This is a genomic window from Streptomyces sp. 2114.4, assembly GCF_900187385.1.
Lineage (GTDB): Bacteria > Actinomycetota > Actinomycetes > Streptomycetales > Streptomycetaceae > Streptomyces > Streptomyces mooreae.
The window spans coordinates 3860180-3885580 of sequence record NZ_FYEY01000001.1 but is presented as its reverse complement, the minus strand read 5'-3'; the positions used below and the strand labels follow the sequence as shown (position 1 = coordinate 3885580).

Here is a 25401-nt window from a genome sequence, read left to right as displayed (position 1 = left end):
CGCCCAGGGAGCCCGGGGAGGCGCGTATTCGGTGAGGTGAGCACCATGCAGACTCTCTGGACCGTGGTCGTGCTGCTGGCGCTGGTCGCGCTGGGGGCACTGTTCATCGCCCGGGTCAATGCCCAGGGGGCCGGACGGATGGCCCCCCATCGCTACGCGGACTGGAAGCAGTCGCTGCGGGGCCGGAAGCACAAGCCCCCGCACGAGCACGACGATGCCCACCCCGAAGCACCGCCGGCCGGGCCGCCTGCAGCTGGGCCGCCGACGGCCGCCCCACCGACGGCCGCCCCACCGACGCCACCGGACAAGGCAGGTGGCGACCCGTGACGTCCACCGCCCGGGGCGCCCCGTCGGCGCGGGACTACGACGGGACCTCCCCCTTCCCCGACAGCGACACCGAGCACCCGCCGACCCCCGGCCGCCGGATGTACGTCACGGTGACCGCCGTCATCGTCATCGCCCCCTTCGTCGGCCTGGCCGTCGCCATCCCCCTCCTCTGGGGCAGCGTCGTCCACCTCACCGACCTCGTTCTGCTGGCCGTCTTCTACGTCATCAGTGGCCTGGGCGTCACCATCGGCTTCCACCGCGGCCTCACCCACGGCAGCTACACCGCCACCCCCGCGCTGCGTGTCGCGCTCGCCCTCGCGGGCTCGCTCAGCTTCCAGGGCGATGTCATCGACTGGGTCGCCACCCACCGCCGCCACCACGCCTACACCGACCGGCCCGGCGATCCGCACTCCCCCTATCGCTACGGCACCAGCCTGCGCGGTCAGCTGCGCGGACTGGTGCACTCGCACATCGGCTGGCTGTTCGGCAACGACCCCACCTCGCACCGGCGCTTCGCGCCCGATCTGCTCGCCGACCCCGGGATCCGCGCGGTCGACCGGGCGTTCCCGCTGCTGTGCCTGCTCACCCTCGCCCTGCCGTTCGGGCTGGGCTGGGTGCTCGGCGGCTCCTGGGTCACCGCGCTGACCGCCCTGCTGTGGGCCGGATTCATCCGGATCGCGCTGCTGCACCACGTCACCTGGAGCGTCAACTCGCTCTGCCATGTCATCGGGGAGCGGCCGTTCCGCACCCGGCGCCACGACCGGGCGACCAACCTGTGGCCGCTGGCCCTGCTGTCGTTCGGGGAGAGCTGGCACAACCTGCACCATGCCGACCCGACCTGCGCCCGGCACGGCGTCGACCGCGGTCAGCTCGATGTGTCCGCCGCCGTCATCCGGCTCTTCGAACGTCTCGGCTGGGTCTGGGACGTGCGGTGGCCCGACCCGGCACGGGTGGCGGACCGCCGCATCAGGAGCACCGCATGACCACCGCCGGGGATCCCCATCCAGCCCCTCCCCGCCACCACGCCCCTCACGCGCCACCCCTCGTCGCCCGGCTGACCATCGCCCCGCACACCGATACGGTGCGGTGCATCGACGGTGTCTGGTGGCCCCACTCGGCCGACCTGCTGGCCGAACTCCCCGAGCTGCTGGCCGCGCTCCCCTTCGACTGGCCCCGGATCACCCACGCCACGGTGAACGGCGCTCCCTGGTCCGCTCTCCCCGCCCACACCCTCGTCGAAGGCCATGTCGTCCGCCTCCGCAGAACCACCGGCCGCCCCGGCCCCGACACCATCTGCCTGGTCTCCCCCGGTCACGGCCGCTGGGACCTGCTGATCATCCCGCCCAGCACCCCGGAGCCGGAGGCCGTGCGCATGATGGCGCAGATGGCCCGCACGGGGGAGCTGACACCGGCCTGAGCGGGACCACCAGTCAAGGGGCTGCGTGGGCTGCATGGGCTGCATGGGCTGCGTGGACTGCCCCATGCCCACGGGCAGTCGTGCGGCCGTTTCACGTGAAACGGCCGCACCGATCGAGGGCGACGCCGCACTGCCCCGAAGGCACGGCCGCGCCGGGCGTCGCTAGCCGAGAATCCCCCGGTCGTACGCCACCGCCACCGCCGCGGCCCGGTCCTTTGCGCCCAACTTGCCGTAGATATGCGTCAGATGGGTTTTGACCGTTGCCTCGCTGATGAACAGCACGGCGGCGATCTCACGGTTCGAGGTGCCCTTGGCGACGAGTGCCAGGACCTCGCGCTCGCGGGCGCTGAGCGGTTCGTTGCCCGGTGACCTGACCCGTGAGACCAGACGGGAGGCGACCGCGGGCGAGAGCACCGTACGGCCTTCGGCCGCCGCACGGACGGCCGTGAACAGTTCCTCGCGAGGGGTGTCCTTGAGGAGGTAGCCGGTGGCACCGGCCTCGATCGCCGGGAGGGTGTCGGAGTCGGTGTCGTAGGTCGTGAGCACCAGCACTCGGCAGCGCGGAGCCCGGCGCGCCAGCTCGACGATAGCCGCGACCCCGCCGCCACCCGGCATCCGCAGATCCATCAGGACCACATCGGGGTCGAGGCGGGTGGCGAGTTCCACCCCCTCGATGCCGTCGCCGGCCTCACCCAGCACCTCGAAGCCGGCGGCGGAGGCGAACATGCCGCGCAGACCGTCCCGGACGACGGGGTGGTCGTCGACGATCAGGACGGTGACGGGGGCGGCCGGGCCGGTGCGGTCGCTGGGCTCGGTCCGCTCGGCGCGCTCGGTTCGCTCGGTGTGTTCAGCCATGGCGGACCAACGGTACGCGTGCGGAGACGGCTGTTCCCTGGCCCGGTTCGGACTCGATGCCGACGGCGCCCGCGATCCGTTCGGCACGTGCCCGCATCCCGCCGAGGCCGAAGCCGCCGGTGCGCTCTCGGGGCGGCAGCGCCGCCGGGTCAAAGCCCCGGCCGTCGTCGCGGATGTCCAGTGTCACCTCGTCCCCCATGTACGAAAGGGTGACGCCGACCCGCGAAGCATCCGCGTGCCGACGGGCGTTGGCCAGGCCCTCCTGAGCGATCCGCAGCAGGGTGGCCTCGACCTCGTCGTGCAGCGGCTCGGCGGTCCCGGTGACGGTGAACTCGGCGCGCACGCCCGCCACGGCCGACCATTCCTCGACGGTACTGCGCAGGGCATCCGGCAGTGCGGCGTGCTCCAGCACGCCGGGGCCCAGGTTGTGCACGGAGCGACGGGCCTCGCCGAGGCTGTCGCGGGCCAGCGCCATGGCGCGCCGGGCGTGCCCGCGGGCGGCCGCCGGATCGCTGCTCTCGGTGGCGGCCTCCAGCTGGGTGATGATGCCGGCCAGGCCCTGCGCGAGAGTGTCATGGATCTCCGCGGCCAGCCGGCGGCGTTCATCGGCGATGCCCGCTTCCCGCGCCTGGACCAGCAGCTGTGCGTGGAGGCCGACGTTCTCCTCCAGCGCCGATTCCAGCCGGGCGTTGGTGCGTGCCAGCTCGGCGATGGTGGCGGCATTCGCCGCGGCGTGCTCGGCCTCCTGGACGGCGATCCGGCTGAAGACCAGGACCAGGGGGGCGTTGAGGAGGAACAGCAGCCCGAATGCCACCCAGTTCACGGCACTCGTCGGGGGCAGCCCACCGGACTGTGAGCCGGACATGATCACCGCGGTGCCCAGCAGCCCTGCGTGCCTGAAACGCGGCCGCAGCAAGTGCCCGGCATCGAAGTTGCCGAGCATCGCGTAGATCGCGAAGAAGGGGTTCAGCCAGGTCAGCGTGAAGGCCAGCAGAAAGCGGACGAGGTAGTAGACCTGCCCGGCAGGTGCCTGCGCGGGCAACCGGTAGCCGGCCCGGCTCCACCACACCTGGAGTGCCAGCGCGGCCGCCACCAGTACCCCCGCTGCACCTGCCTCCTGTCCCGGCAACAGCTCATCAGCCGACGCGGCCGAGGTCAGGACCCCGAGGCCGAGCATCGGGTAGCCGCCCCACCGCCGGAAGTTGCGGTCCCACGCCTGCTGCGCGGAGCTTCGGGGCTGCACGAAGCCGGGAGGGGTGGGCGGCACCGGTCGGCCGGCGAGGGGGCCCGCCGTCCCGCCCTTGCTGTCGACGCTTGCCATGCGGGCAGTGTCTCCCGGGCGGCGTGCGGAGACCCAGGCTCCGGTTGCCACCCTCACTCCCACCGGAAGCGATGCCTGGCGACCGTGCCCACTACGAGGGTCCATACCGCCAGCACGGCGAGATGCGACCAGGTGGGCCAGTGGCCGGAGGAGGCCTGGGCGAGTGCCTGCGAGGCGGCACCGAACGGCAGCAACTGGACGATCTGCTGCAGCGTGTCCGACATCGACTGCACCGGAGCCCACACTCCCGCGGCGAACATCATCGGGAAGAACACCGCCGAGCCGGCCACACTCGCCGCCTTGGTGGTCGGGGAGAGCGCGCAGAGCAGGCAGCCCAGGGCGAGCGCGCTGCACAGGGTCAGGACGGCCGCCAGCACATAGCCGGCAAGCTGTCCGGGCAGCGCCACTCCGAAGGCGAGCCGACCGACGGTGAGCGCCAGCGCCATGGAGACCACGGTGGCCCCACCGTGCAGCGCGATCTGCGCACCGAGCAGCGCCACGGGCCGCACCGGGGTCGTCGACATCCGGCGCAGGATGCCGCGCTCCCGATAGCCCGTCAGCACCGCGGGCATTACCTGGATTCCGGTGGTGATCGCGGCGAGCAGCAGCGCCACCGGAACATACAGGTCGATGGTCCGCTGGCCCCCCAGTGACGGATTGGCCTCCCGGAAGGAGGGGATCAGGCCGAGGATGGTCAGCAGCAGGGTCGGGAAGACCAGGATCCAGAACAGGGACCCGGGGTCGCGCAGGAACAGCCGGGCCTCGGTCTTCAGGACGGCGCGCGAGGCGGCAGCCCGGGTCTTCGGCGGGGCCGGCGGGTGTGCCGGGGCGGATGTGGTGGACGTGGCGGGCATGGCGGGCACCTCAGGCTTCCTGCGCGGTCAGATCGAGAAAGGCGTCGTCGAGCGTGGCGTTGCCGACCCGTAGTTGACGTGCGGTGATGCGGTGCCGGGCCAGCAGGGAGATCACCGCGTCGACCGTGGCGTCCGTGCCGTGGATCACCAGCCGCTCACCGGCGGCCCCCGGCGCGCCCCGTCCGTCGGTCCGGCCGCTCCGTTCCACGGACCCGAGCTGTGGCAGCGCCGCCAGCTCGGCCGGGTCGAGCGGGGCCGACGGAGTGAAGGAGATGACGACGGACCGCGAGGCCTTGCTGATCAGGCCCGCCGGGGTGTCCAGCGCGGCGACCCGGCCGCGGTCGATCACCGCGATCCGGTCGCACAGCCGCTGGGCCTCCTCCATGAAGTGCGTGACCAGCAGCACCGTCACCCCGGAGGCACGGACCTCCTCGATCAGCTGCCAGGTGTCCCGGCGGGCCCGCGGATCGAGGCCGGTGGTCAGCTCGTCGAGCACCACCACCCGCGGATTGCCGATCAGCGCAAGCGCGATGAACAGCCGCTGCTTCTGGCCGCCGGAGAGCTTGCCGAAGCGTGCGGAGAGCCGGTCGGTGAGGCTGAGCCGTTCGACGAGCCGGCGCCAGTCGGCCGGGCGGGGATAGCAGGCGGCGTAGAGCTCCAGCGCCTCTTGCACGGTGAGTTTGTTCTGCAGCTCGCTCTCCTGGAGCTGGGAGCCCAGGATCTGGGTGACCCGGTCGTGGTCGGCGACCGGATCCAGCCCGCCCACGCGCACCGTCCCGCCGTCCGGGACGCGAAGGCCCTCGATGCATTCGACGGTCGTCGTCTTGCCGGCGCCGTTCGGGCCGAGGACGCCGAAGATCTCTCCCTCCTCTACGGCGAAGGAGACCTCGTCGACCACGGCCCGGCCCCCGTAGACCTTGCGCAGCCCGGTGACTTCGATGATTGCCATAACCCGAGAATCCGCCCGGCGCACCCGATGGCACATCGCCCGACCCGCTCGGAACGGCATCAACCGATCGGTTGACCGGAGGCTGCGACCCGTCGCCGGCCTGCCGTCCGACGGCTGTGGCTACTGCGTACGGGTGGTGTTCATCGGAAGAACGCCGATCCGGGGGCGTCGGTCCATGAATCCTCCCATTGCGTACTCATCATAAGAAAACGCAACAGAAGCGACGCCATCCAAGCAGTGCACCGGAAGCGGCGCAACTGAAGCGAAGCAACCGAAGTGAAGCGCCTGAAGCGAAGCAACTGAAGAAGCACAACGAAGCAGACGCAACGGATCTCTCGGGGAGATCCTGACCGAAAGTGAGGGACCATGGCTGCGACCAAGGTCATGAAGTTCTGGGCGGTGTGCCTTGCCGTGCTGGGCAAGCTGCTGGCAGCACTGGGTGTCTCCGCGACGGCCTCGGCCGCGCGCCGGGATGCCGCACTGTACGAGCGGACCCTGGGTAACGAGAAGGCGGGCACCGACGCGCCTGAGGCCGAGGCCCCGGAGGAGGTGAGCTGCGGCGCACCGGACCGCGGTCCAGGGACGGGAACCCCTGCCGTGCCCGCTCCGCGCGCCGTGCCGCTGTACTGCCAAGCCGGCCCCGCCCGGCGGATGTTCGCCCGGCCCGAGCTGCCGCCGACGATCAAGCAGCGCATCAGCGCCGAGGCCCATGGCACCTCGCCCGGTCTGCGCACCCGCCTTCGTTCCCGCACCGAGCCGACGGCCGATGAGTTCGCCGCCCCGGCCCCTGCCCCGGCCCCTGCCGGTACCGGGCCGGACGCCTGCGCCGAGGCGGACGCCCGCCCCGCGGCCATTCCGGCGGCCCGCCGCCATGCGCACACCGCTCGCGCCGTCTGAACCGGGCGGCAGCCGTTCTGAAGCCGGTACCCGGCCCTGGGAAAAGGGCGCAACGACGCGTGACAGCTCCGGCGGACACTCACGCCGAGCGAAGGCTCACGCCGAGGGACCTCACACCGAGCGAAGGCTCACACGGAGCCCACGCCGGCGCGGACGTCGGCGAAGGAGCGTCGTAGACGCAGCGCAGACCGACATGTTCCACGTGAAACAACGGCAGACGTGACGCATCCGAAGGCTTGACCCCTCCGCGGGCATGAACCAGCCACCCACGGACGTGAACCACTCACGGACGTGCACCACCCACGGACGTGCACCACCCACGGACGTGCACCACCCGCAGACGTGAACCACCCGCAGACATGAACCACCCGGACTTCCCGGGGATCCCGTAGACCTGAACCACCCGCCCTTCACCCGGAGTTGTCCGGCTCAGCCCCGAGCGGGGCGCCGGTCCCCGGACCCCCTCCCAGCTCCAGCCCGAGCTCCGCACGCAGCGCACGCGTGTCGGGCTTTCCGTTGGCCGTGAGCGGGAAGTGGTCGACGACATGGACCGCATTGGGCTGTTCATACTCCGCGAGGTGTTCGGCGAGCCGTCGGCGCCAGGTGAGCGGAGCCTCCCCGTCGGGGTCGGCGACCACGAAGTGCAGTGCACTGCCACGGCGTTGGTCCTCGACCGCCAGTACTTTCACCGGCCGGCCACAGGCCTCGGCGCGGCGTTCCAGGCTCTCGGGGTAGAGCGTGAAGCCCAGCCGGTGCACGGCCTGATTGCGGCCCATCACCCGTACGGTGCCGTCGGCGTCGACACTGCCCAGGTCGGCCGTCGGATACCACGCGTCCGGGTCGACCGGCGTGAGCGAGCCGTCCTCCTGGAGGTAGCCGGCCATCAGCCCGGGTGAGCGCACCTCGATGCCGCCGAGCTCGCCGGGGCCGGCAGCGGTGCCGTCGGGGCGCATGACGCGCAGCCGCACGCCGGGCAACGGGCGCCCGCAGCCGTGCGGTGCGTCGGGGGTGGCCAGCGCGACATTGCCGAGTTCCGTCAGACCGTAGCCGTCCAGGAGCGGGCGGCCCATCGTCGTGCGGAAGGCCTCGGCCAGCGGAGCGGGCAGCGGTGCACCGCCCACGCCCCAGAGCCGTACGCCGGCGAGTCCGGCGCGTACCTCCGGGCGGCGGCGGACCACGCCGAGGAGCGAGTGGTACGTGGACGGGGCGGCGTCCACGGCGGTGGCGCCGTGGGCCGCGGCCTGGCCGACGGCCGCGTCGAGCCGCTGGTAGGGGGTGACCAGCAGGGTGCAACGGGCCAGCCACCACAGCAGGATGACGGAGAGACCGTACTGGTGCGAGAAGGGCAGCAGCGGCGCGAGGACGTCGTCCTCCCGGTAGCCCATGGCCTGGATGGTGCGCAGCGAGTTGTCGAGGACGGCCCGGCCGGGCTTGATGATGCCCTTGGGCCGTCCCGTGGTGCCCGAGGACCACAGAACGAGGGCGTCGGGGCGGCGGAACCAGGCCTCCAGACCGACGGGGCCGGACGGGGGCGGCGGGGCGTCGGCGGCCGGCCGGGGGTAGTGGATGACGCGCCGGTCGGGGATGCCGGGGAAGCCGGTGGCATGGTCGGCGGCGGTGACCAGCCAGCGGGCCCCGGCCTGGCGGCCGGCCGCGGCGGCGTCGGCGGCGGAGAGCCGGTGGTCGAGCGGGATGAGCGAGGTGTCCAGCTGCATCAGGGCCAGCAGGGTGACGACGTAGTCGATGCTGTTGTCGCCCTGTACCAGGACCCGGTCGCCGGTGCGGAGGCCGAGCTGCCGCAGGGCGTGTGCGGTGGTGCGTATCCGGCGGCCGAGCGTCGGGCCGTCGAGGCGGCCGGTGGCGTCGAGCGGGGCCGCGCTGCCGTCGGCCGGGGCCGCGGTGCCGTCGACGAGGCGGGCGGCGGCGATGGGAGGGGCGATGGTGTCGGTCATGGGTGGTCCGATTCCGTGGTGTCGAGCGGGCGCCGGGCGGGCCACGGTGCGGTGGCCGGGCACAGCAGTGAGGAGGTGGTGGTGGCCACCCAGGCGCCGCCCTCGTCCCGGAACTCGCAGTCGAGGGTGAGGAGCGGGCGGCCGGCGAGGGTGGTGGTGGCGGCCAGGCACACGGTCGCGTGCAGGGTGTCGCCGGCGTGTGCGGGACGGGCGTGGCGCAGCGTCTGCGCGCGGTGCACGGTGCCCTCGACGGACGCGAAATCCGGTTGCAGGCCGAGGAGTTGGTCTTCGGCGTGGGCGGCGAGGGTGGCCAGATAGGTGGGCGGCGCGATGATGTCCGGGTGGCCGAGGGCGCGGGCGGCGGCCGGGTCCGTGTAGGCAGGGTGGGGGTCGCCGAGCGCGGCGGCGAAGGCGGAGATCCGTACCCGCTCGATGAGGTACGGCCCGCAGCACAGGATGGTGGGCGCCGTCGCTCCCTCCGCCGTCCCCCCGCTGTCCGTCATCGCCGCTCAGTCACCGATCATGTGGTGACCGCCGTCCGCGTGCACGATCTCGCCGGTGGTGGCGGGCAGCCAGTGCGAGAGCAGCGCCACACACGTACGGGCGACGGGTTCGGCGTCCTGCGGATCCCAGCCGAGCGGGGCGCGGGCCGCCCAGCTCTTCTCGAAGGACGGGCCGTCACCGCCGATACCGCGCGCGGCCAGGGTGCGCAGGGGGCCGGCCGCGACGAGGTTGGCCCGGATGCCCTGGCCCCCGAGGTCGCGCGCCAGATAGCGGGAGCAGGCCTCCAGTCCCGCCTTGGCGACGCCCATCCAGTCGTAGCCGGGCCAGGCACGGGAGGCGTCGAAGTCGACGCCGACGACACCGGCCCCGGGGCGGAGCAGCGGCCGGCAGGCCATGGCCAGCGCCACCAGGGAGTACGTCGAGGTGTGCAGGGCGGCGGACACATCGCGCCACGGTGCGGTCAGGAAGCCGCCGTCCAGGCAGTTCGCCGGTGCGTTGGCGACGGAGTGCAGTACGCCGTCGAGGCCGTCCAGGTGCTCGCCGACGCGGTCGGCGAGGGTGCTGAGCTGCTCTTCGTCCGTGACGTCCAGCTCCACGACGGGGGGCTTTTCCGGCAGCCGTCGGGCGAGCCGGGCGACCAGACTCGGCCGTCCGTAGGCGGTGAGGACGATCTTGGCGCCCTCTTCCTGGGCGAGGCGTGCCACCGCGTAGGCGATCGAGCTTTCCGTGATCACACCCGTGATGACCAGCTGCTTTCCGTCGAGCAGACCGCTCATGCGGTTCCTCCGTCTGACTCATTCCGGACTTCGGAGTCACTGAAGTCAACTCAGAAGCTGTGTCCTGGCTTGGTCTTGAAAGGGCATCATTGACAACCTATCGGACCTCCAGTTGACTGGAATAGTCAAGTGTAGTCAAAACAATGACTCTGGTGTCATGGAGGCGCGGACGTCGCGTCGGCGCGCAGGACTTCTCGGTGCCGCCCCCGTGCGGGATGCCGCGCCGGGCGGTCGGCGCCGGCCCCGGCCGACGGCATCCCGCCGGCCGGGCCGCAGTCGCTCCGCACGGCCTTTGGGCCGCCCCTCCGCCCTGCGCCACCCCGCACTCCACAGAGAGGTGACCGTCATGACCGTCCCGCCCCGCGAAGAAATCGTTGCTCAGCTCGCCGAGATCCTGCACGAGGTGGCCGGCGTGCTGCCGGCCGAGGTGACCGAAGAGAAGTACCTGGTCGAGGAGTTGGATGTGGACTCGCTCGCGATGGCCGAGGTCATCGTCGTGGCGGAGGAGCGCTTCGGGATCGAGCTGCCCGAAGAGGAGATGAAGGACCTGCGCACGGTTTTGGACATAGTGATCCGGGTGGAGAAGCAGGCGGCGTCCTGAAGGGCGGCCGCCGGTCCGTGCGCTTCTGCCGCCGTGCCGTACCGGCAGAAGCGCATCCGCACAAGAGGCGACCGTGTACGGGTGCCCGTACAAGAGGGCATCCGTGCAAGGAGGATGAATAGTGATCAGCCTGCCGGTGACTGCGGAAGAACCACCGGCCCCCGACTTGCGGTCACCCGGGTCCACCGCCTCGTGCCGGGCCGCACGGTGGCGAAAGCTCGTAATGACCCCGGGTAAACCGAAGTTGATTTTCGGTCGTCGCTTGTTGACGCAGGCATAGACCAGGGATACCTTGAAGATCTCCGGAGTTTAATCAAATCGACTCAGTGCACTGCTTTCTCGGATGTGACCGTCCGGAAAGGAGACATGGTGCGAGGGGATCTATGCGGGGGGACCAGCCTTCCTGTGGCGCGCATTCGCTCAACCATGACGGTGGACCGGCCAACGTGCCCCAAGCCGAGACGTGTTGGGATCCGTCCCGCTCATCGGAATTAGCCGATGGTCTTTTGCATATATTCTCGAACGTCCCCGTTGACATTCGACAGCCCGACTGTTTAACGGCATTTCTGGGCCGGCTGCTGCATTGTTCTCCCGGTGATATTCGGGTGACCCGGGACGGCTTCGGACGGCCGGTGTGCGCCGAGTCGCCCGCCGCCGTCGGCCGGCGACCGGGCACCCGCCTTTGCCTCGACGCCGGTGCGGACACGGGACGGCGGTTCCTGGCCCTGATCACGGACCTCCCGGTGGCGCTGTCCGTGCACACCGTGCCCCGTGGGCCGGTCGGCGAACTGCTGCTCCCCTTCACCCCGTTGGAGCGCAGCTACGTCCAGGAGGCACCGGCGGGACAGCGGGGCCGGCGACTGGCCGAGCTGTGGACCCGTAAGGAAGCGGCACTACGGCTGACCGGCCGCGGCGCGCTGGCCGCCGCCGATGCGATCGACGCGCTGAGCGGTGCGCGGGAGGGAAAGATCGTGATCCCCGGTTCCGCCGCGGGCCCCGGCGGCACGGCGTACGTCCGCGAGCTGCCCGCGGGCCCGCAGACCGTGGCCTGTGCGGCGACGCCGGCGCCGGTGCCCGGGGTCCGGATCTGGCGGGCGAACGCGCCGTACGGGCCCGTCGGTACCCACGGCGACGCGGCAGCCGGGGCGGGCAGCGCCTGAAGAGACGCCCGGTCCACGGACACCGCTACGGCATGAGCACCGCATGGGGATCCGGCCCCTCGTCCGTGCGGCCGCCGGCGCTCAGCTCGCGCCAGCTCTCCAGCGCGAGCCGGAAGGCGCCGGCGTGCTCATAGCCCTCGGCGGCCTCCTTGAAGTCGGCCTCCGCGGCCTCCGCGCCGCCGTCCGCGCGATGGGCGCGGGCGAGGTGGAGCAGCGCCCGGGCACGGTCGAGGGGCGTCAGCCCGGCGGCGTCGGGGTCGATCGCCGCGGCGTGCTCCGCGGCCGCCCCCGCCCGGTGGTGTCGCAGCGCCGCGGCCGTCTCCAGGACGGCGAGCCAGGTCCTGGCGGCCGGGGTGTCGATGAGCGCGGTAGCCTGCCGGGCCCGCTCCAGCAGGGCGTCGGCCTCGTCCGCCGGGGCCGCGGCGAGGGCCAGCAGCGTACGGGCGCGGGCCAGTTGCAGCCGCAGCCGCACCCCGTCCGTCGCGGCGAGCAGCTGCTCCGCCTCGGCCAGCAGCTCCAGCGCCCGCTCCGGGTGCCCGCCGAGATACTGCGCACCGGCGACCGCCCACAGCGCGCCCGCCCGCAGTTCACCGGCGGGGAGGGGGGCGACCTCCGCCTGCAGCTCCGCCCCGAGCTGCGTGGCGCGGCTCCACTCTCCGCTGTCGACGGACAGCGACAGCAGCGCCATCCGGGCCTGTGCCCGCTCCGGGCGGCCGGGCTCCAGCTCGCCGGTGACCCGGACGGCCTCCTCGGCGAAGCGGACCCCGTCCGAGAGACGGCCCACGGCGCGCAGCAGCTGGGCGAGTTCGACCGCGACGCGGGCGTGCAGCACCGGCGCGGAGCGGGTGAGCGGGTCGTCGAGGAGGTGGCGCAGCGCCGCTTCGTGGCGGGCCGGGTCGTCGAGCCGCCCGAGGACGGTGGCCAGTTCCCAGCGCGCCTCCCAGCGCACCTCGTCGTGACCGGTGCCGGCCTGCTCCACCACGGACTCCAGCTGCCGCCGGGCGGCCGGCCAGTCACCGGCCAGCTGGCTGGACCGGGCGGCCACCAACTGGCCGACCAGGCCGAGGCGTCGGGTCAGCCGGTCGCCGGGCTCGTCGGTGGCGCACAGTGCCTCGATCGTGGTGCCGAGGCGCTGGGCGAGGGTCCGGGCGATCTTGGCGCCGGGGACTCTGCGGCCGTTCTCGACCAGCGAGACATAGCTGGGGGAGAGATCGTCCCCGGCGAGGTCCCCCTGGGACAGACCCTGAGAGCGCCGGACCTCCCGCACTCGCTTACCGAAAGCAGGCTGCTCAATCGTCAAGAAAATCGCTCGCAGTTGAGTGGGGCGGACGGACGGTGACGGGGCGCGGACGCTGCGGACAGAGAGAACGCAATGACCGCGAGTCTACTCGTCGCGGGCCTGCTCAGGGGCGTTTGTGAACGACCTGACTCCCGGTCGGGAGTCATTTTCTTGTCACGTCCGGAGCCAGGTATTCCTGCGCCCCGGTGGGAGCGTTACGACAGATGAGCGGGCCACGAGAGGTTCGCGCCAGGGTGAGCAGGGGGGTGAGGGGGCTGACGGACCGTCCGGAAGGGCGGTCGCTTGTCATATGATGCAGTCGAGTGCAATGACTTTACTTGACAATAAATGACAGGTGGCTGACGCTGACCCTCCATGGACTACGCCCCGAGGAGGGACATATGAGCTCCGCTCCCGCATGGCCGACCGTGGCCGCCGAGCCGGAGGAGACCAGCACCGACAGCAGGCGTGCGGCGGCCGTGCACCGGGTCCGGGACTTCCTGGTGAACGACGCCGGTACCGTGCACGAGCTGCTGTGCGAGATCTCCACCCACCGCGCCGCGCGCTACGAGATCGAGTCGACCATCGCCACCCTCGACGGGGCCCTGGACGAGGTGGCCGCCCACCGGCCCGGCCGGGTCCCCCGGCTGGCCGCCTTCATGCCGTCGAACGTCCTCCTCTACTCCTACGCCCTCTACCTCCTGGTCCCGGCGCTCTACACCGACCGGCTGGTCTTCCGCCCCTCCAGCCGGGTCAAGGACCAGATGCGCCGGCTGCACACCCTGCTCGCCGAGCGGCACGGCCTGCCGATCACCCTCAGCGGCGCCAGCCAGCGGGAGTTCCTGCAGGAGCACGTCCGCCCGGCCGAGGTCGTCGTCTTCACCGGCGCCTACGCCAACGCCGAACAGATCCGCGCCCGGCTCTCGCCCGGGCAGCTCTTCCTCTTCCTCGGCTCCGGCGTCAACCCGTTCGTCGTCGCCCCCGGCGCCGATGTCGGGCAGGCGGTCCGCGACGCGATCGCCATCCGGGTCCTCAACACTGGTCAGGACTGCCTGGGCCCCGACCTGTTCTGCGTCCACGAGTCGCTGCTCGACCCGTTCGTCGACACTCTGGTCAGCGAGCTGAAGGGGCTGCGCTACGGCCCCTACTCCGACCCGGACGCCGACTTCGGGCCGATCTTCTACGAGAGCGCGCTGGAGGACGGCGCACAGTTCCTCGCCCGCAACCACGGCGGCATCGTGCACGGCGGGCATGTCGACTTCCGCGGCCGGCGGCTCGATCCCACCGTCGTCGTCGGCCCGGAGGTCACCCCGCGCACCCACGTACCGGAGTTCTTCGCCCCGATCTTCAACATCGCCGGCTACCGCGACCAGGACGCGCTGGCCGGGACCCTCACCACCGGCATGTTCACCGAACGCGCCCTGGGCTCCAGCGTCTACGGCCACGCCCCCGGCCTCGTCGAGGCGCTGCGCCGACGCACCACCGTCACCCTCGACACCACCCTGCTCTCCATCGACAACGGCAACGCCCCGTTCGGCGGCTACGGCCGGATGGCCAACTACATCGCCGACGGCGAGGACGTACGGGCCGAGCCCGTCCTGATCTCCCAGGCCGTCGCCACCCACCGCCCGGGAGCCCGCCGATGACACCCCATGTCCACCCCACCGCCTGGGCCGCGATCGCCGACCACCTCCACCACCTGGGCACCGAGGTGGTGTTCGGGCTGCCCGGCGACGACATGGCGCTGCTCGGCGAGCTGGAGCGGTCCACCGCCGAGGTGGTGCTCTGCCGCGATCAGCGCAACGCCCTGTTCATGGCGACCGGTTACGCGCTCGCCGCCGGCCGCCCCGGCGTCTGCGTGATCGGCAAGGGCCCGGCGCTGACCAACGCGCTCACCGGCGTCCTGGAGGCGCGCTCCGCCGCCGTGCCGCTGATCCTCATCGCCGACGGCACCCGGCTCGACCGGCTCGGTACCGGCGCCTTCCAGGAACTGGACCAGCTGACCGCGATCCGCCCGTACGTGAAGTGGGCGACCCGCGTCGACCACCCCGAGCGGCTGCCCGGGGCCCTGGAGAAGGCCGCCGCGCTCGCCGTCAACGGCGCCCCGGGCCCGGTCTACCTGGAGCTCGCCGAGCAGATCGCCGCCGAACCGGTCACCCGCAACGGGCCGTGGCGCCCGGCCACGCCTCAGCGGCCCGCCCCCGACCCGGCGGCGCTGGCCGCCACCGCCGCCCGGATCGCCGCCGCCGAGCGGCCGTTGCTGCTGGTCGGCGGCGGTGCCCGGCACCGCAACACCGGCCGCCGGATCGAGCGCTTCGCCGAACTGCTCGGCGCCGGTCTCTTCAGCACCGCCTCCGGCCGCGGCACGGTCGCCGAGGATCACCCGCTCCACTGCGGCGTCAGCGGCCTCTACACGGTTGCCCCGATGGACGCGCTGTGGCGCGAGGCGGACCTGGTCATCGCGCTGGGCAGCCGCCTGGAGGAGACCGCCACCTTCGGCTGGCCACAGGAGACGGCGCAACTCCCGGTGATCCAGGCGGTGCTGGGCGAGGAGAATCTGGCCATGGAGCGGCCCGGCGACCATGTGCTCGGGGACGCCGGACGGATCGTCGACGGCTGGGCGGAGCTGCTGTCCGGTCACCGGCCCACGGGCGCCTGGCCGGCGCGGGTCCGTACGGTGCGGGCCGCGCTGGAGCGGCGCGCGGCGGACCGTGCCGAGGAGGCCGCCAAGACGGTGGCCGAGGGAGCCGTGCCGGTCGCCCGGGTGCTGGCCGCCCTCGACCGCGCGCTCCCCGCCGACCGCGTCCTGGTTCAGGAGAACGGCCTGCAGGACATGTGGTCGTACTTCTTCCCGCACTGGTCGCTGGGGTCCGGCGGCGGTTCCGTCGTGCCCAGCGAGCAGACCCCGCTCGGCTTCGGCGCGGCCGCCGCAGTGGGCGTACGGCTGGCCGAACCGGCCGGGCGGCCGGTGGTCGCGGTGGTCGGCGACGGTGCCTTCAACCTCTTCCGCGGTGAGCTGCCCACCGTCGCCGACACGGGCGTCGCCGTGCTCTATGTCGTCCTCGACAACGGCGGTTACGGCTGGCTGCAGTCCAACCTCGACCGGGTCTCCCCCGACGGCTCGCGCTTCGCCTTCACCCGGCCACGCCCGACCGGCACCGAGGGCCTGGCCCGCGCCTACGGCCTGGGCTACCGCCGGGTGACGGACGCCGAGGAGCTGCCCGGGGCACTGGCGGACGCCTGGCGGCAGGTCGCGGCCGGGACCACCGCCGTGGTGGAGGTGGCGACCGCGCTCGCCGACACCCCGCCGGGGATGACGGCCTCCGCGGGGGACTTCCCGGAGCGGGAGGAGCATTAGGGCGCCAGCCGGGCCACTTGGCCCGGTGTCCGGTGGCCCATGGGGGTGGCGCGGCGCGAGGAGTGTGTGGCGCGGCCGCGCCCCCCGACAGGGAGTGTGCGTGCCCGGCTCCCTCCGGCCCGGGGGTGCCGGAGGGAGCCGGGCACGACTTCTTCGTACGGAGGGAGCCACGCCCGGGGGGCGTGCCAGGGGAGGCGCTCGGCTCCGTACGGATCGGTGTTGTCAGGTCTTGGCGCGGAACTTGGCGACGGCCACCGGGGCGGTGAGGGCGGTCAGACCCACCGACCACACCAGCGTCCAGAGCACCGGGCCGGCCACCGGGCCCTCGCCCAGGGCGAGTCCGCGGGCCGCATCGGCCATATGGGTCAGGGGGTTGAAGCGGGTGAAGGCGGACAGCCAGTCCGGCATGGTCGAGGGCGGCACGAAGATCGAGGAGCCGAACTCCAGCGGGGTCAGCACCAGGACCGACAGCCCCTGGATGGCCTGCGCGGTGCGCAGGGTCAGGCCCAGCAACATGAAGGTCCACACCAGCGAGGTGCCGAACGCGGCGGTCAGGGCGGTGGCGGCCAGCAGGCCCGGCCAGTGTGCGGCGACGTCGAAGCCGAGCACCGCGCCGACGATCAGCAGCACGGCGATGGCCACCAGCATCCGGCCGGTCTCCACCACCACCTTGGCCACCAGCACCGAGGAGCGGCCGATGGGCATCGCGCGGAAGCGGTCCATCACGCCCGTACGGAAGTCGTCGTTGACGCCGACGCCCACGGCCATGGCGATGGTCATGCCGAGGATCACCATCAGCCCCGGGACCAGGAAGGCGGTGTACCGCACCCGGTCGCCGCCCGGGTCGACCGCGCCGCCCAGGACGAAGACGAACAGCACGGTCAGCACGACCGGCATCAGCAGCGCGTCGGTCATCGCCGTCGGGTTCTGCCGGATCTGGAGGAGGTTGCGGCGGACCAGCGCGCCGGTGTGCCGTGCGCTCGCCCGCAGCCCGGTCCGGCCCTCGTCGGACACGGGGGCGGACGGTGCGGAGCGGGGCAGGGTCTGAGCGGATGCCACGGCTGCTCCTTGGGTCAGGCCCGGGTGCGGCGCTCGTCGAGCCACTTCTGCCAGTACGTACGGCGGTCACTGTCGGGGTGGGCGACGATGATGTCGCCGAGGACGGCGGCGCCGGTGATGCGTACGAGCGGGGTGATGGCTTCGGGTCCGGCGTGCGCCCGGGTCAGATCGCGCACATCACCGAGGACCTGGCTGCAGTTCATCTCGACCCGGACGCCCTCCGGGAGCAGCAGATGCACATCGCCGACGATCGCACGGGCCGCGATGGTCAGTTCGCCGGTGGACGGTGCCGGGGAGGCGCACAGGTCCAGGGTCAGATCCCCGAAGACCGCGGTCGCCTCGATGCCGTGTTCCAGGACGGGGCTGCGGTGGACGAGGTCGCCGAAGGTGGCGCGGAAGGTGCGCGCTCCCGACGGGCCCGGCGGCGGCGGGGGTGTCACCTCCGGCAGATCCTCGCCGACGGTCATCAACTCCGTGCGGGTACGGGCCAGATAGGCCGCCTCGGAGCGTTCGGCCAGCTCCTCCAGGGTTAACCGGCCTTCCACGGCGGCCTCTCTGAGCCGTTCGACCATGTTCTCGCGCTCGGCGTCGGAGGCCAGCACCGTGGGCGACGAGGAGGAAGGGGGCGCCGGATCCTTCTGCAGATTCGGCCGTGCGGGCTGCGTCATAGGTGGTGCCTCCGCGGAGTCCGGCGGTGGTGGGGCGCTTGCTGCCTCATCCGACCACGGCACCTCCCCGGTGTGCATCGCCGTGCGGTAGTACATCGAAAGGTTGACCCGCGCCGTCGCGGGCACACAGTTCGGTGTACCGGGCAGCCGGTTTTTCGCTCCGGCCACCGATATCTCGTCATTGCTCCGAGCGCAATGCACCGCGGCCCTCGAAATGATCTCGACGGGCCCGGGGAAGGCGGACGGAGGAATCCGAATATCGGTCGACTTCTTCTTGACTACTTGGTAAAGTACCGACCACTCATTGTGACTCGGCGATTTATGCAGCCGGCCGGGATCATCCATCGTCCGAAATCCGGAGGGTTTGTCGAATGCCTGAGCTGGCGGACACCGGGAGGAGAATCAAAGAGCTCCGGGTCGGCGCAGGTATGACACAGCACGACCTTGCCGGGCCCGACATGTCCTCCAGCTACATCTCGCTGGTGGAACGCGGGAAGCGTATTCCCAGCGGCCGGGCACTCAAGATCCTGGCGGAACGCCTCGGCGTGGGCGTGGAGGAAATATCCGGTACCGCCGGGCAGACCGAAACCACCGGCCGGGTCCGCAGGCTCGACCTCGTCGGGCGATTGGTGGCGGCGCGCAGGCAATGGGACGGCGGTGACGCCGAGGGCGCGCTGTCCGAATTCCGGGCACTGGCCGAGAGGGAACCGGCCGGCCGGCAGGACGACGTATTTACCGAGGCGCAGCTCGCCATTGCCGAAATACTGGGCACGCTCGGCCGCGCCGACGAGGGCGCGGAGGTCCTGCTGCGGATGCTCCAGGCGCCGGCCCCCCTGCCGTACGCCGAGCCCCGGCTGCGGGCTCTGATCGCGCTGGCCGATCTGCTGGAATCGGCCGGCCGGGTCCAGGACGGCCTGCGCCACGCGCTCACCGGCTACCTCGAATGCGAAGGCCGGCGCCCCGAGACCGGGTTCCACTCGCTGCTGGTCCTCGAAGTGCTCACCCGCTGCGCGTATTGGAGCGGCTGCCCGGACTGGGCTCCCGGCGGCGATCAGCCCCGGCCCCCGGCGGACGGCGTGCTCCCCGGGCCGCGCGCCGCCATCGCTCTGCACCGGGCGCTCGATCTGTGCGACCGGGGCGAGCTGGAGCGCGCCGACGCCCTGCTGGGGGAGTGTGCGCGCCGGGTGACCCCGGCCGCCGGCTTCCCGCTGTGGGAGAAGATCAACGGCCGCTACGCCCTGCTGTTGCTGCACCGGGGCGAGACGGAGCAGGCCCACAGCATCGTCGAGCGCGGACTGGTGGTGGCCTCGGTGGCGCAGGAACCGGAGTTCCCGCTCTGGCTCACGACCGCTGACGCGGTCCGTGCGGAGGCGGCCGGTGACACCGACCGCCTCTTCGCGCTGGGCGAGCGGCTGGCCGCGCTGCCCGATACCGGCCGCAGCCACGAGAAGGCCGCCGCGCTCGGTGAGATCGCGGCGGCATGTGAGCGGGTGGGGGACCGGGAAAGGGCGGCCGGGCACTTCCGGTATTCCGCGGAACTGTTCCGCGGGGCCCAGGCGTACCGGCACGCCGAGCGGGCCCGGGAACGGCTGACGGCTCTCCTCGAAAAACGGGACTGACGGCACCGGGGCCGTGTCCCGCTGTGGTGCAATGCCACTCTTGCGCGCAATGCGCGTTTATTTATTAGCTTTCTTTCCCAATCCCAGAAGTGCGAACAAGGCCTCCGCGCCGCCGATGATCGCCAGGATCAGCCCGGCCTTGTGAAGCGAGACGATCGGGGTCTCCACTTCCTTTGTGGTCAGCCACAGGACCAGACCTGCGATCGCCAGCACAATGCCTACGGCAATACCCTTCATGAGTTCCCCTCGTTCCCTGTGATGTGTCGGAGCACGTTGTACGGACCAGCGTCCCGCCCGGCCGGCTCATTGGGATCATCCGCAGGTAGGCACTTTCCGTCCCGCTGTCTGTCACTTTCTATGTACTCCGCGGCCCTGCCGGGGGAGGCGAGGATGCCTCGGACGGTGTGCCGAGGGGCGCCGGAGAAGGCGTCAGGCATGGGGTGGGCGGCGGAAGTTGTGGGGCGAAGGCCCCGGGGGTGCCCCTGTCCCGGCCGGGTCCTCCGCCTCCGCCGCGCGGGCGCCGGGACCTCGTCGCACCCCGATCCGTTGCCCACCACAGTCAATTTTAGTGACTCTCTCAGTCATCCCCTTGGGGGTGTTCCCGCTGGTGCGGGGCCTGTCGATGCGCCAGGAGACGGGGCGTCGACTGACTGACTTCTCCGCGAGCCGTTGACAGCGCAATGACTCACCTGTCATGTTTCTGGTCATGAGAACGCCCCGAGCGTGACAACGGGGGCGGGAAATCAGGAGGCGGGTTTCATGGAGTTGCGCACGGATCGGCGACGCGTGGTCGTCACCGGCTGCGGCGTGGTGTCCCCCGTGGGAAACACCACCGCGGACTTCTGGGCCGCTCTTCTCGCCGGCCGTAGCGGCGTCCGCCCCCTGACCCGCTTCGACGTTTCCCGCCTTCCGGTCCGTATCGGCGGCGATGTCACCGGTTTTGACACGACCGGTTACCTCACCCCGCAGGAAGCCCGGCGCTGCGACCGCTTCACGCAGTACGCGGCGGTCGCCGCGGGGCAGGCGATGCGGGCCGCCGGCCTCGAAGAGTCCGCCGGCCGGGACCCGTACCGCTTCGCCGCGGTGATCGGCTCCGGCTACGGCGCCGCCCACGCGATCCAGCAGCAGTACGACGTCCTGACGGTGCAGGGCCCGCGCCGGGTCTCCCCGTACCACTCGGTCCTCACCGCCATCGACCACCCGGCGAGCCTGCTGTCGATCAAGTACGGCATCAAAGGCCCCAGTTGCGCGGTCTCCGCGGCCTGTGCCACCGGCGCGGTGGCCCTGGGCGAGGCGGCCGAGCTGGTCCGCAGCGGCCGGGCCGATATCGCCCTGGCCGGCGGCACCGACGACGCCCTCACGGCCGTCGACCTGGCCGGCACCGCCAACGCCCAGGCGCTCTCCCGCCGCAACGACGACCCCGAAGGCGCCAGCCGGCCCTTCGACCGGGACCGCGACGGGTTCGTGATGGCCGTCGGCGCCACCGTCCTCACGCTGGAGGAGGCCGGCCACGCCGAACGCCGCGGAGCGGAGATCCTTGCCGAGGTGGCCGGTTACGCCGCCACCACCGACGCCCACCACGCCACCGCCCCCGACCCGACCGGCGCCGGAGCCGTCCGCGCGATACGCGGCGCGCTCGCCGACGCGGGCCTGGAACCCGAGGACGTCGGCCAGGTCAGCGCGCACGGCACCGGCACCCTCCTGAACGACCGCATCGAGGCGTCGGCGCTGCGCCAGGTGCTCGGCCCCGACCAGCTCAGCCGTACGCCGGTGACCGCCGTCAAGAGCATGACCGGGCACATGCTCGGCGCCTCCGGGGCAGCCGAGGCCGCCGCCGCGGTGCTGTCCCTCCGGGACCGCAAGATCCCGCCGATCCGCAACTGCGATCACCCCGAGGAAGAAGACCTCGATCTGGTCCTCAAGGGCGCCCGCGACTGGGACGGCGACGTGGTGCTCAGCAATTCCTTCGGCTTCGGCGGCCACAACGCCGTCCTCGTACTGACCCGCTACACCCGCTGACGACGCGCACACGCACCGATGACGGGCGCCACGTGCCCGACGACCCGCTCCACCCGCTGACGATCCGCCACCACCCGCTGAGGAGGGAACGCACCGTGCAGGGACGACTGGTGACCTTGGAATGGCCCGGCGACGACGACTGGGCAGCGATCGCCTCCTGGCTGCGGCCCGGCTCACCGGCCGCCGTGCTCAGCGGTGACTGGGAGCTGCTGGGCGCTGCCGAGGTCGAGCAGGCCAACCGCTCCGGCCGGGTCCACCACCTGGTGATCCGCAGCAAGGACGGCGAGCGCATCGGTACCGTCAGCTATCAGCGGTCCGGCCGGATCGGCGGCTTCACCGTCGGGGGCGCGATCGGCTCGCCCGAACTGTGGCGCCGCGGCTACGGCGCGGAGGCCGTCGTCCTGCTCGTCGACTACCTCTTCCACCAGCTCAACGCGCACCGCGTGCAGGTCACCACCGCGGGCTACAACAAGGGTGTCATCCGGCTGATGACCAAGACCCCCTTCGTGGTCGAGGGCATCCTGCGCGACCACTGCTACCTCGACGGCCGGTACCACGACGCGATCGTCTGGGGCCTGCTGCGCGACGAGCACTACGCCTCGCTCAAGCCCAGTGAGGACAACCGCGTGCTGGCCGTCGGCCTCGCCGACTTCCTCTCCGACGACGACAAGACCCAGGCCCGCGCCGTCCTCGCCGAGCACCTGGCGACCGGCCGCCGCACCGCCCTCGACGCCTACCTGGACGAGGCCCCCGAACCCGTACGGCCCGCGGCACCGCTCGCCGCCGAGGCCGGCGCGCCCGCCGGGACGACCCACCCCGGGCCGCCGGCCGCCGGGACAGCCGAGCCCGATCCGCTCGCCGCACCGCCTGCCGCCGAGGCCGGCGCGCCCGCCCCCGCCCGGGGTGCCGCATGAGAGACGGCGCCGAGAGCTTCGCCCTGGCCGACCGCACCTTCTTCGACTGGCCCGGCAACTGGGACCTGGAGGCCACCCGCTTCCCCGCCCCGCCGCTGCCCGACGGCTGGCGGCGCGACGACAACGAGGCCTGGACCTTCTGCCGCCCGCCCGAGGACCGCCTCCCGGACCAGGGCTGGAAGATCCACGTCAGCGCGGCCCCCGACGACGCCCCCCGCACCCTCGTCGATGTCGCCCGCTACTGCACCCGGCACGGCATCGCCTTCAAGTACCTCAAGAGCGCCAACGTCCTGCGCGCCCTGAGCCGCAAGTACGCGCAGCGCTCCTCGGCCGGCAAGCTGCTGACCGTCTACCCGGTGGACGACGCCGAGTTCGCCCGCACCCTCGAAGGACTCGACGCCCTCGTCGGCGGCCGTCCCGGCCCGTACGTCCTCACCGACCTGCGCATCCGGCAGGGCCCGCTCCATGTACGTTACGGCGGCTTCCGTACCCACTACATGGAGGACACCGACGGCGAGCTGGTCACCGCCTTCCACCGCCCCGACGGCACCCCCGAGCCGGACCGCCGCACCCCGGTCTTCCACACCCCCGACTGGGTCGAGGTGCCGGACATCCTCAAGGACTCGCTGGCCGCCCGGCAGGCTCTGGACGACTTCCCCTACCGGATCACCGGGGCGCTGCAGTTCTCCAACGGCGGCGGTGTCTACCGCGCCGTCCCGACCCGCCCCGACGCCCTCGGCGCGGGCGAGGCAGGCGTCGTCCTCAAGGAGGGCCGGCCCTACTCCGGCACCGACGGCGTCGGCCGCGACGCGGTCAGCCGGCTCGCCCACGAGCACCGGATGCTGGAGCGGCTGGCGGGGATGCCAGGGATCCCGCGCACCTTCGGCACCCTCCAGGTCCGCGACCACCTCTTCCTGGTGCTGGAGGACATCGCGGGACAGGACTTCCAGACCTGGCTCGCCGCGCACCACCCGCTGACCGTCCCCGACCCCGACGAGCAGGCCGTCGCGCAGTACCGCGACCGCGCGCTGGCCCTGTTCGGCCGGATCGAGGCGCTGGTCGCCGCGGTGCACGGCCGCGGCATCCGGATCGGCGACCTGCACCCGGGCAACCTCATCATCAGGCCCGGCGACGATCCGGTCCTCATCGACTTCGAGGTGGCCGACGAGCTCGACCGGGCCACCCCCAGCAGCCTCGGCGCCCCCGGTTTCCACCGCGCCGACGCGACCGGTGCGGACGGCGACCACTATGCGCTCGCCGCCATCGGACTGTGGCTCTTCCTGCCGCTGGCCGCCCTCGGCGGGCTCGCCCCGGACAAGGCGCCCGCCCTGCTGGCCACCGCGGCCGAGCGGTTCGGGCTGCCGGACGCGCTGGTGGCCCGGCTGGCACCGCAGCTGGCCCCCAACGACAACACGACCTCCACGCTCCGCTCCTCGCCGGGCACCTTCCCACCCACCGAGGTGCTGGTCTCCCTCGCCCGCGGGCTGCGCGACAGCGCCACCCCGCACCGCCTCGACCGGCTCCACCCCGGCGGCTTCGAGCAGTTCGTCGAAGGCGGCGCGGGCTTCGGACACGGCGCGGCCGGCGTCCTGTGGGCCCGGCACACCGCCCTCGGGGAACGCGACGAGGAGGGCGTGGCCTGGCTGCGCGCCGCCGTCGACCGGGTCCCCGCCGAGCGGATCGGCTTCTACGACGGCCTGCACGGAATGGCCTACGTCCTACGGCAGCTGGGCGACGACGAGGCGGCCCTGCGGGCCCTGAACCGGGCGGCGGACAAGCTCTCCGTACGCCACTGCCCCAGCCTCTACCGCGGTCTGTCCGGCGTCGGCCTGAACCTGCTGCACTTCGCCGACGCGCTCGACAGCGCCGACCTGCGCCGGCAGGCCCTTTGCCTCGCCGACCGCGTCACCGAGCGGCTGACCGCCGCCCGCACCGAACCCGTCGAGCGCCGCCGCCGGCGCGGCTCGAAGGACGCCGCCGGCCTGATGTACGGCTGGTCGGGCGCCGCGCTCTTCCTCCTGGCCGCCCACCGCGCCACCGGAGACACCGCGTTGCTGGACGAGGCGGTCCACGCCGTCCACCGCGACCTCGACCGGTGCGCACCGGGCCCGCAGCACACCCTTCAGGTGGACGAGGGCTTCCGGCTCCTGCCCTACCTGGACAACGGCAGCGCCGGTATCGCCCTGGTGGCGGCCGAACTGCTCCGGGTGCGCGACGACGACCGGATCCGCGCGGCGCTGCCCGCCCTGCTGCGCGCCTGCGCCGCCGACTTCGTCATCGAGTCGGGGCTGCTGGGCGGACGCGCGGGCCTGCTCGCCACCCTGGCGGTGCTCCGCGACCGGGTGCCGCTCTCCCCGGACACCGGGGAGCGGCCGGACGGCCCCGCGCTGAGCGGCCCAGCCGTCGACCGGTATCTGCGCCGTCATCTGACCCGGCTCGGCCAGCACGCCATGACGTGGAACGGAGCGACGGTCTTCCCCTGCGACGGCCGCGCCCGGATCTCCATGGGGCTGGCCGACGGCGGTGCCGGCGTCCTGCTGGCGCTCTCCGCCACCGAACGGGGCACCCCGCTGCTCCCGTTCCTCACCGACTCGCGCCCCGCGGCGGCCGTTTCGCCGGCCGCACCGGGACGCGCCGGCGGCGCCCGAGGCGCCGCCACCCCCACCGCCCCGGCCGGGGCAGCGGGCACTGCGCACCGCGGAAGGGAGGTGTCGTCAGATGACCATCATGGACCTTCAGGGCCTGGAGGTGCCGGGCGAGCGTGACGCCCAGGCGCTCGGCTCGACCATCAGCGGCGGCTGCTGACGCGTCGCCGGGTGGACCGTGCGCCTGTCATGCACGGTCCTCCGGCTCCAGGTGTCCCGCAACGGCA

Annotated in this window: 23 protein-coding genes; 12 read left to right on the top strand and 11 right to left on the bottom strand. The window is 72.4% G+C overall.

Features of this window, described 5'->3' with window-relative positions; genetic code table 11:
- Positions 1-45: 45 nt before the first annotated feature.
- Genes CFW40_RS17030 through CFW40_RS17020 form a run of 3 tightly spaced genes read left to right on the top strand, consistent with a single transcriptional unit; the run spans position 46 to position 1744 of the window.
- The gene (locus CFW40_RS17030) at positions 46-327 is read left to right on the top strand and encodes a hypothetical protein (RefSeq protein ID WP_088798704.1); all 282 of its coding nucleotides are present in this window, start codon (positions 46-48) and stop codon (positions 325-327) included.
- Entirely contained in the window at positions 324-1310 is a 987-nt protein-coding gene (locus tag CFW40_RS17025; RefSeq protein WP_088798703.1) for an acyl-CoA desaturase, read from the top strand. The genes CFW40_RS17030 and CFW40_RS17025 overlap by 4 nt, the downstream gene beginning before the upstream one ends.
- Positions 1307-1744 (top strand): DUF5994 family protein, encoded by a 438-nt coding sequence (locus tag CFW40_RS17020; protein ID WP_088798702.1) that lies wholly within the window; start codon positions 1307-1309, stop codon positions 1742-1744. The genes CFW40_RS17025 and CFW40_RS17020 overlap by 4 nt, the downstream gene beginning before the upstream one ends.
- Before the next feature lie 162 nt (positions 1745-1906).
- Here the strand turns inward: CFW40_RS17020 and CFW40_RS17015 are convergent, their stop codons facing one another.
- The 4 genes from CFW40_RS17015 to CFW40_RS17000 are packed head-to-tail and all read right to left on the bottom strand — an operon-like array spanning position 1907 to position 5723.
- A complete protein-coding gene (locus CFW40_RS17015) occupies positions 1907-2599 on the bottom strand; it encodes a response regulator transcription factor (RefSeq protein ID WP_088798701.1) in 693 nt (230 codons plus the stop codon).
- Positions 2592-3920, bottom strand: a complete 1329-nt coding sequence (locus CFW40_RS17010) for a sensor histidine kinase (protein ID WP_088798700.1) — start codon at positions 3918-3920, stop codon at positions 2592-2594. Before CFW40_RS17010 ends, CFW40_RS17015 begins: the two co-directional genes overlap by 8 nt.
- A 53-nt stretch (positions 3921-3973) precedes the next feature.
- Positions 3974-4774 (bottom strand): ABC transporter permease, encoded by an 801-nt coding sequence (locus CFW40_RS17005; RefSeq protein ID WP_088802172.1) that lies wholly within the window; start codon positions 4772-4774, stop codon positions 3974-3976.
- Between the two features lie 10 nt (positions 4775-4784).
- A complete protein-coding gene (locus CFW40_RS17000; protein WP_176956482.1) occupies positions 4785-5723 on the bottom strand; it encodes an ABC transporter ATP-binding protein in 939 nt (312 codons plus the stop codon).
- Between the two features lie 366 nt (positions 5724-6089).
- On the opposite strand from CFW40_RS17000, the gene CFW40_RS16995 reads away from it, so the two are divergent.
- Entirely contained in the window at positions 6090-6620 is a 531-nt protein-coding gene (locus CFW40_RS16995) for a DUF6344 domain-containing protein (RefSeq protein WP_088798698.1), read from the top strand.
- Between the two features lie 410 nt (positions 6621-7030).
- Here the strand turns inward: CFW40_RS16995 and CFW40_RS16990 are convergent, their stop codons facing one another.
- The 3 genes from CFW40_RS16990 to fabI are packed head-to-tail and all read right to left on the bottom strand — an operon-like array spanning position 7031 to position 9852.
- Positions 7031-8572, bottom strand: coding sequence for a class I adenylate-forming enzyme family protein (locus CFW40_RS16990; protein ID WP_088798697.1), 1542 nt, complete (start codon positions 8570-8572; stop codon positions 7031-7033).
- Positions 8569-9075, bottom strand: a complete 507-nt coding sequence (locus tag CFW40_RS16985; RefSeq protein ID WP_088798696.1) for a MaoC family dehydratase — start codon at positions 9073-9075, stop codon at positions 8569-8571. Before CFW40_RS16985 ends, CFW40_RS16990 begins: the two co-directional genes overlap by 4 nt.
- A 6-nt stretch (positions 9076-9081) precedes the next feature.
- Positions 9082-9852, bottom strand: a complete 771-nt coding sequence (fabI, locus tag CFW40_RS16980) for an enoyl-ACP reductase FabI (RefSeq protein ID WP_088798695.1) — start codon at positions 9850-9852, stop codon at positions 9082-9084.
- A 346-nt stretch (positions 9853-10198) separates the two neighbouring features.
- Between fabI and CFW40_RS16975 the strand changes: the two genes are divergently transcribed.
- Positions 10199-10453, top strand: coding sequence for an acyl carrier protein (locus CFW40_RS16975; protein WP_088798694.1), 255 nt, complete (start codon positions 10199-10201; stop codon positions 10451-10453).
- Positions 10454-11058: 605 nt separating this feature from the next.
- Positions 11059-11613: a 4'-phosphopantetheinyl transferase superfamily protein gene (locus CFW40_RS16970; protein WP_088798693.1), complete on the top strand. Its 555-nt coding sequence runs from the start codon at positions 11059-11061 to the stop codon at positions 11611-11613.
- Between the two features lie 25 nt (positions 11614-11638).
- On the opposite strand, the gene CFW40_RS16965 is transcribed toward CFW40_RS16970, so the two are convergent.
- On the bottom strand, positions 11639-12880 hold the full coding sequence (locus tag CFW40_RS16965; protein ID WP_256331431.1) for a helix-turn-helix transcriptional regulator: 1242 nt from the start codon (positions 12878-12880) through the stop codon (positions 11639-11641).
- A gap of 413 nt (positions 12881-13293) precedes the next feature.
- Between CFW40_RS16965 and CFW40_RS16960 the strand changes: the two genes are divergently transcribed.
- Together CFW40_RS16960 and CFW40_RS16955 are read left to right on the top strand one after the other, a co-directional pair.
- Positions 13294-14538, top strand: coding sequence for an aldehyde dehydrogenase family protein (locus CFW40_RS16960; RefSeq protein ID WP_088798691.1), 1245 nt, complete (start codon positions 13294-13296; stop codon positions 14536-14538).
- A complete protein-coding gene (locus CFW40_RS16955; protein ID WP_088798690.1) occupies positions 14535-16250 on the top strand; it encodes a thiamine pyrophosphate-binding protein in 1716 nt (571 codons plus the stop codon). The genes CFW40_RS16960 and CFW40_RS16955 overlap by 4 nt, the downstream gene beginning before the upstream one ends.
- Before the next feature lie 222 nt (positions 16251-16472).
- Here CFW40_RS16955 and CFW40_RS16950 read toward each other — a convergent pair whose 3' ends face one another.
- Positions 16473-17309 carry an ABC transporter permease gene (locus CFW40_RS16950; protein WP_256331432.1) on the bottom strand — a complete coding sequence of 279 codons (837 nt, stop codon included), beginning with the start codon at positions 17307-17309 and terminating at the stop codon, positions 16473-16475.
- A 14-nt stretch (positions 17310-17323) separates the two neighbouring features.
- Complete coding sequence (locus tag CFW40_RS16945) at positions 17324-17977, bottom strand: DUF1707 domain-containing protein (protein ID WP_088798689.1); 654 nt, start codon at positions 17975-17977, stop codon at positions 17324-17326.
- Between the two features lie 371 nt (positions 17978-18348).
- On the opposite strand from CFW40_RS16945, the gene CFW40_RS16940 reads away from it, so the two are divergent.
- A complete protein-coding gene (locus CFW40_RS16940; RefSeq protein ID WP_088798688.1) occupies positions 18349-19596 on the top strand; it encodes a helix-turn-helix domain-containing protein in 1248 nt (415 codons plus the stop codon).
- A 57-nt stretch (positions 19597-19653) separates the two neighbouring features.
- Here the strand turns inward: CFW40_RS16940 and CFW40_RS16935 are convergent, their stop codons facing one another.
- Positions 19654-19833 carry a DUF5708 family protein gene (locus CFW40_RS16935; protein ID WP_088798687.1) on the bottom strand — a complete coding sequence of 60 codons (180 nt, stop codon included), beginning with the start codon at positions 19831-19833 and terminating at the stop codon, positions 19654-19656.
- 522 nt (positions 19834-20355) lie between these two features.
- Here CFW40_RS16935 and CFW40_RS16930 point away from each other — a divergent pair.
- Genes CFW40_RS16930 through lanKC form a run of 3 tightly spaced genes read left to right on the top strand, consistent with a single transcriptional unit; the run spans position 20356 to position 25294 of the window.
- Complete coding sequence (locus CFW40_RS16930) at positions 20356-21615, top strand: beta-ketoacyl synthase (protein WP_088798686.1); 1260 nt, start codon at positions 20356-20358, stop codon at positions 21613-21615.
- A gap of 32 nt (positions 21616-21647) precedes the next feature.
- A complete protein-coding gene (locus tag CFW40_RS36680) occupies positions 21648-22529 on the top strand; it encodes a GNAT family N-acetyltransferase (RefSeq protein ID WP_176956483.1) in 882 nt (293 codons plus the stop codon).
- Positions 22526-25294: a class III lanthionine synthetase LanKC gene (gene lanKC, locus CFW40_RS16920; protein WP_088798685.1), complete on the top strand. Its 2769-nt coding sequence runs from the start codon at positions 22526-22528 to the stop codon at positions 25292-25294. The genes CFW40_RS36680 and lanKC overlap by 4 nt, the downstream gene beginning before the upstream one ends.
- Positions 25295-25401: the final 107 nt, after the last annotated feature.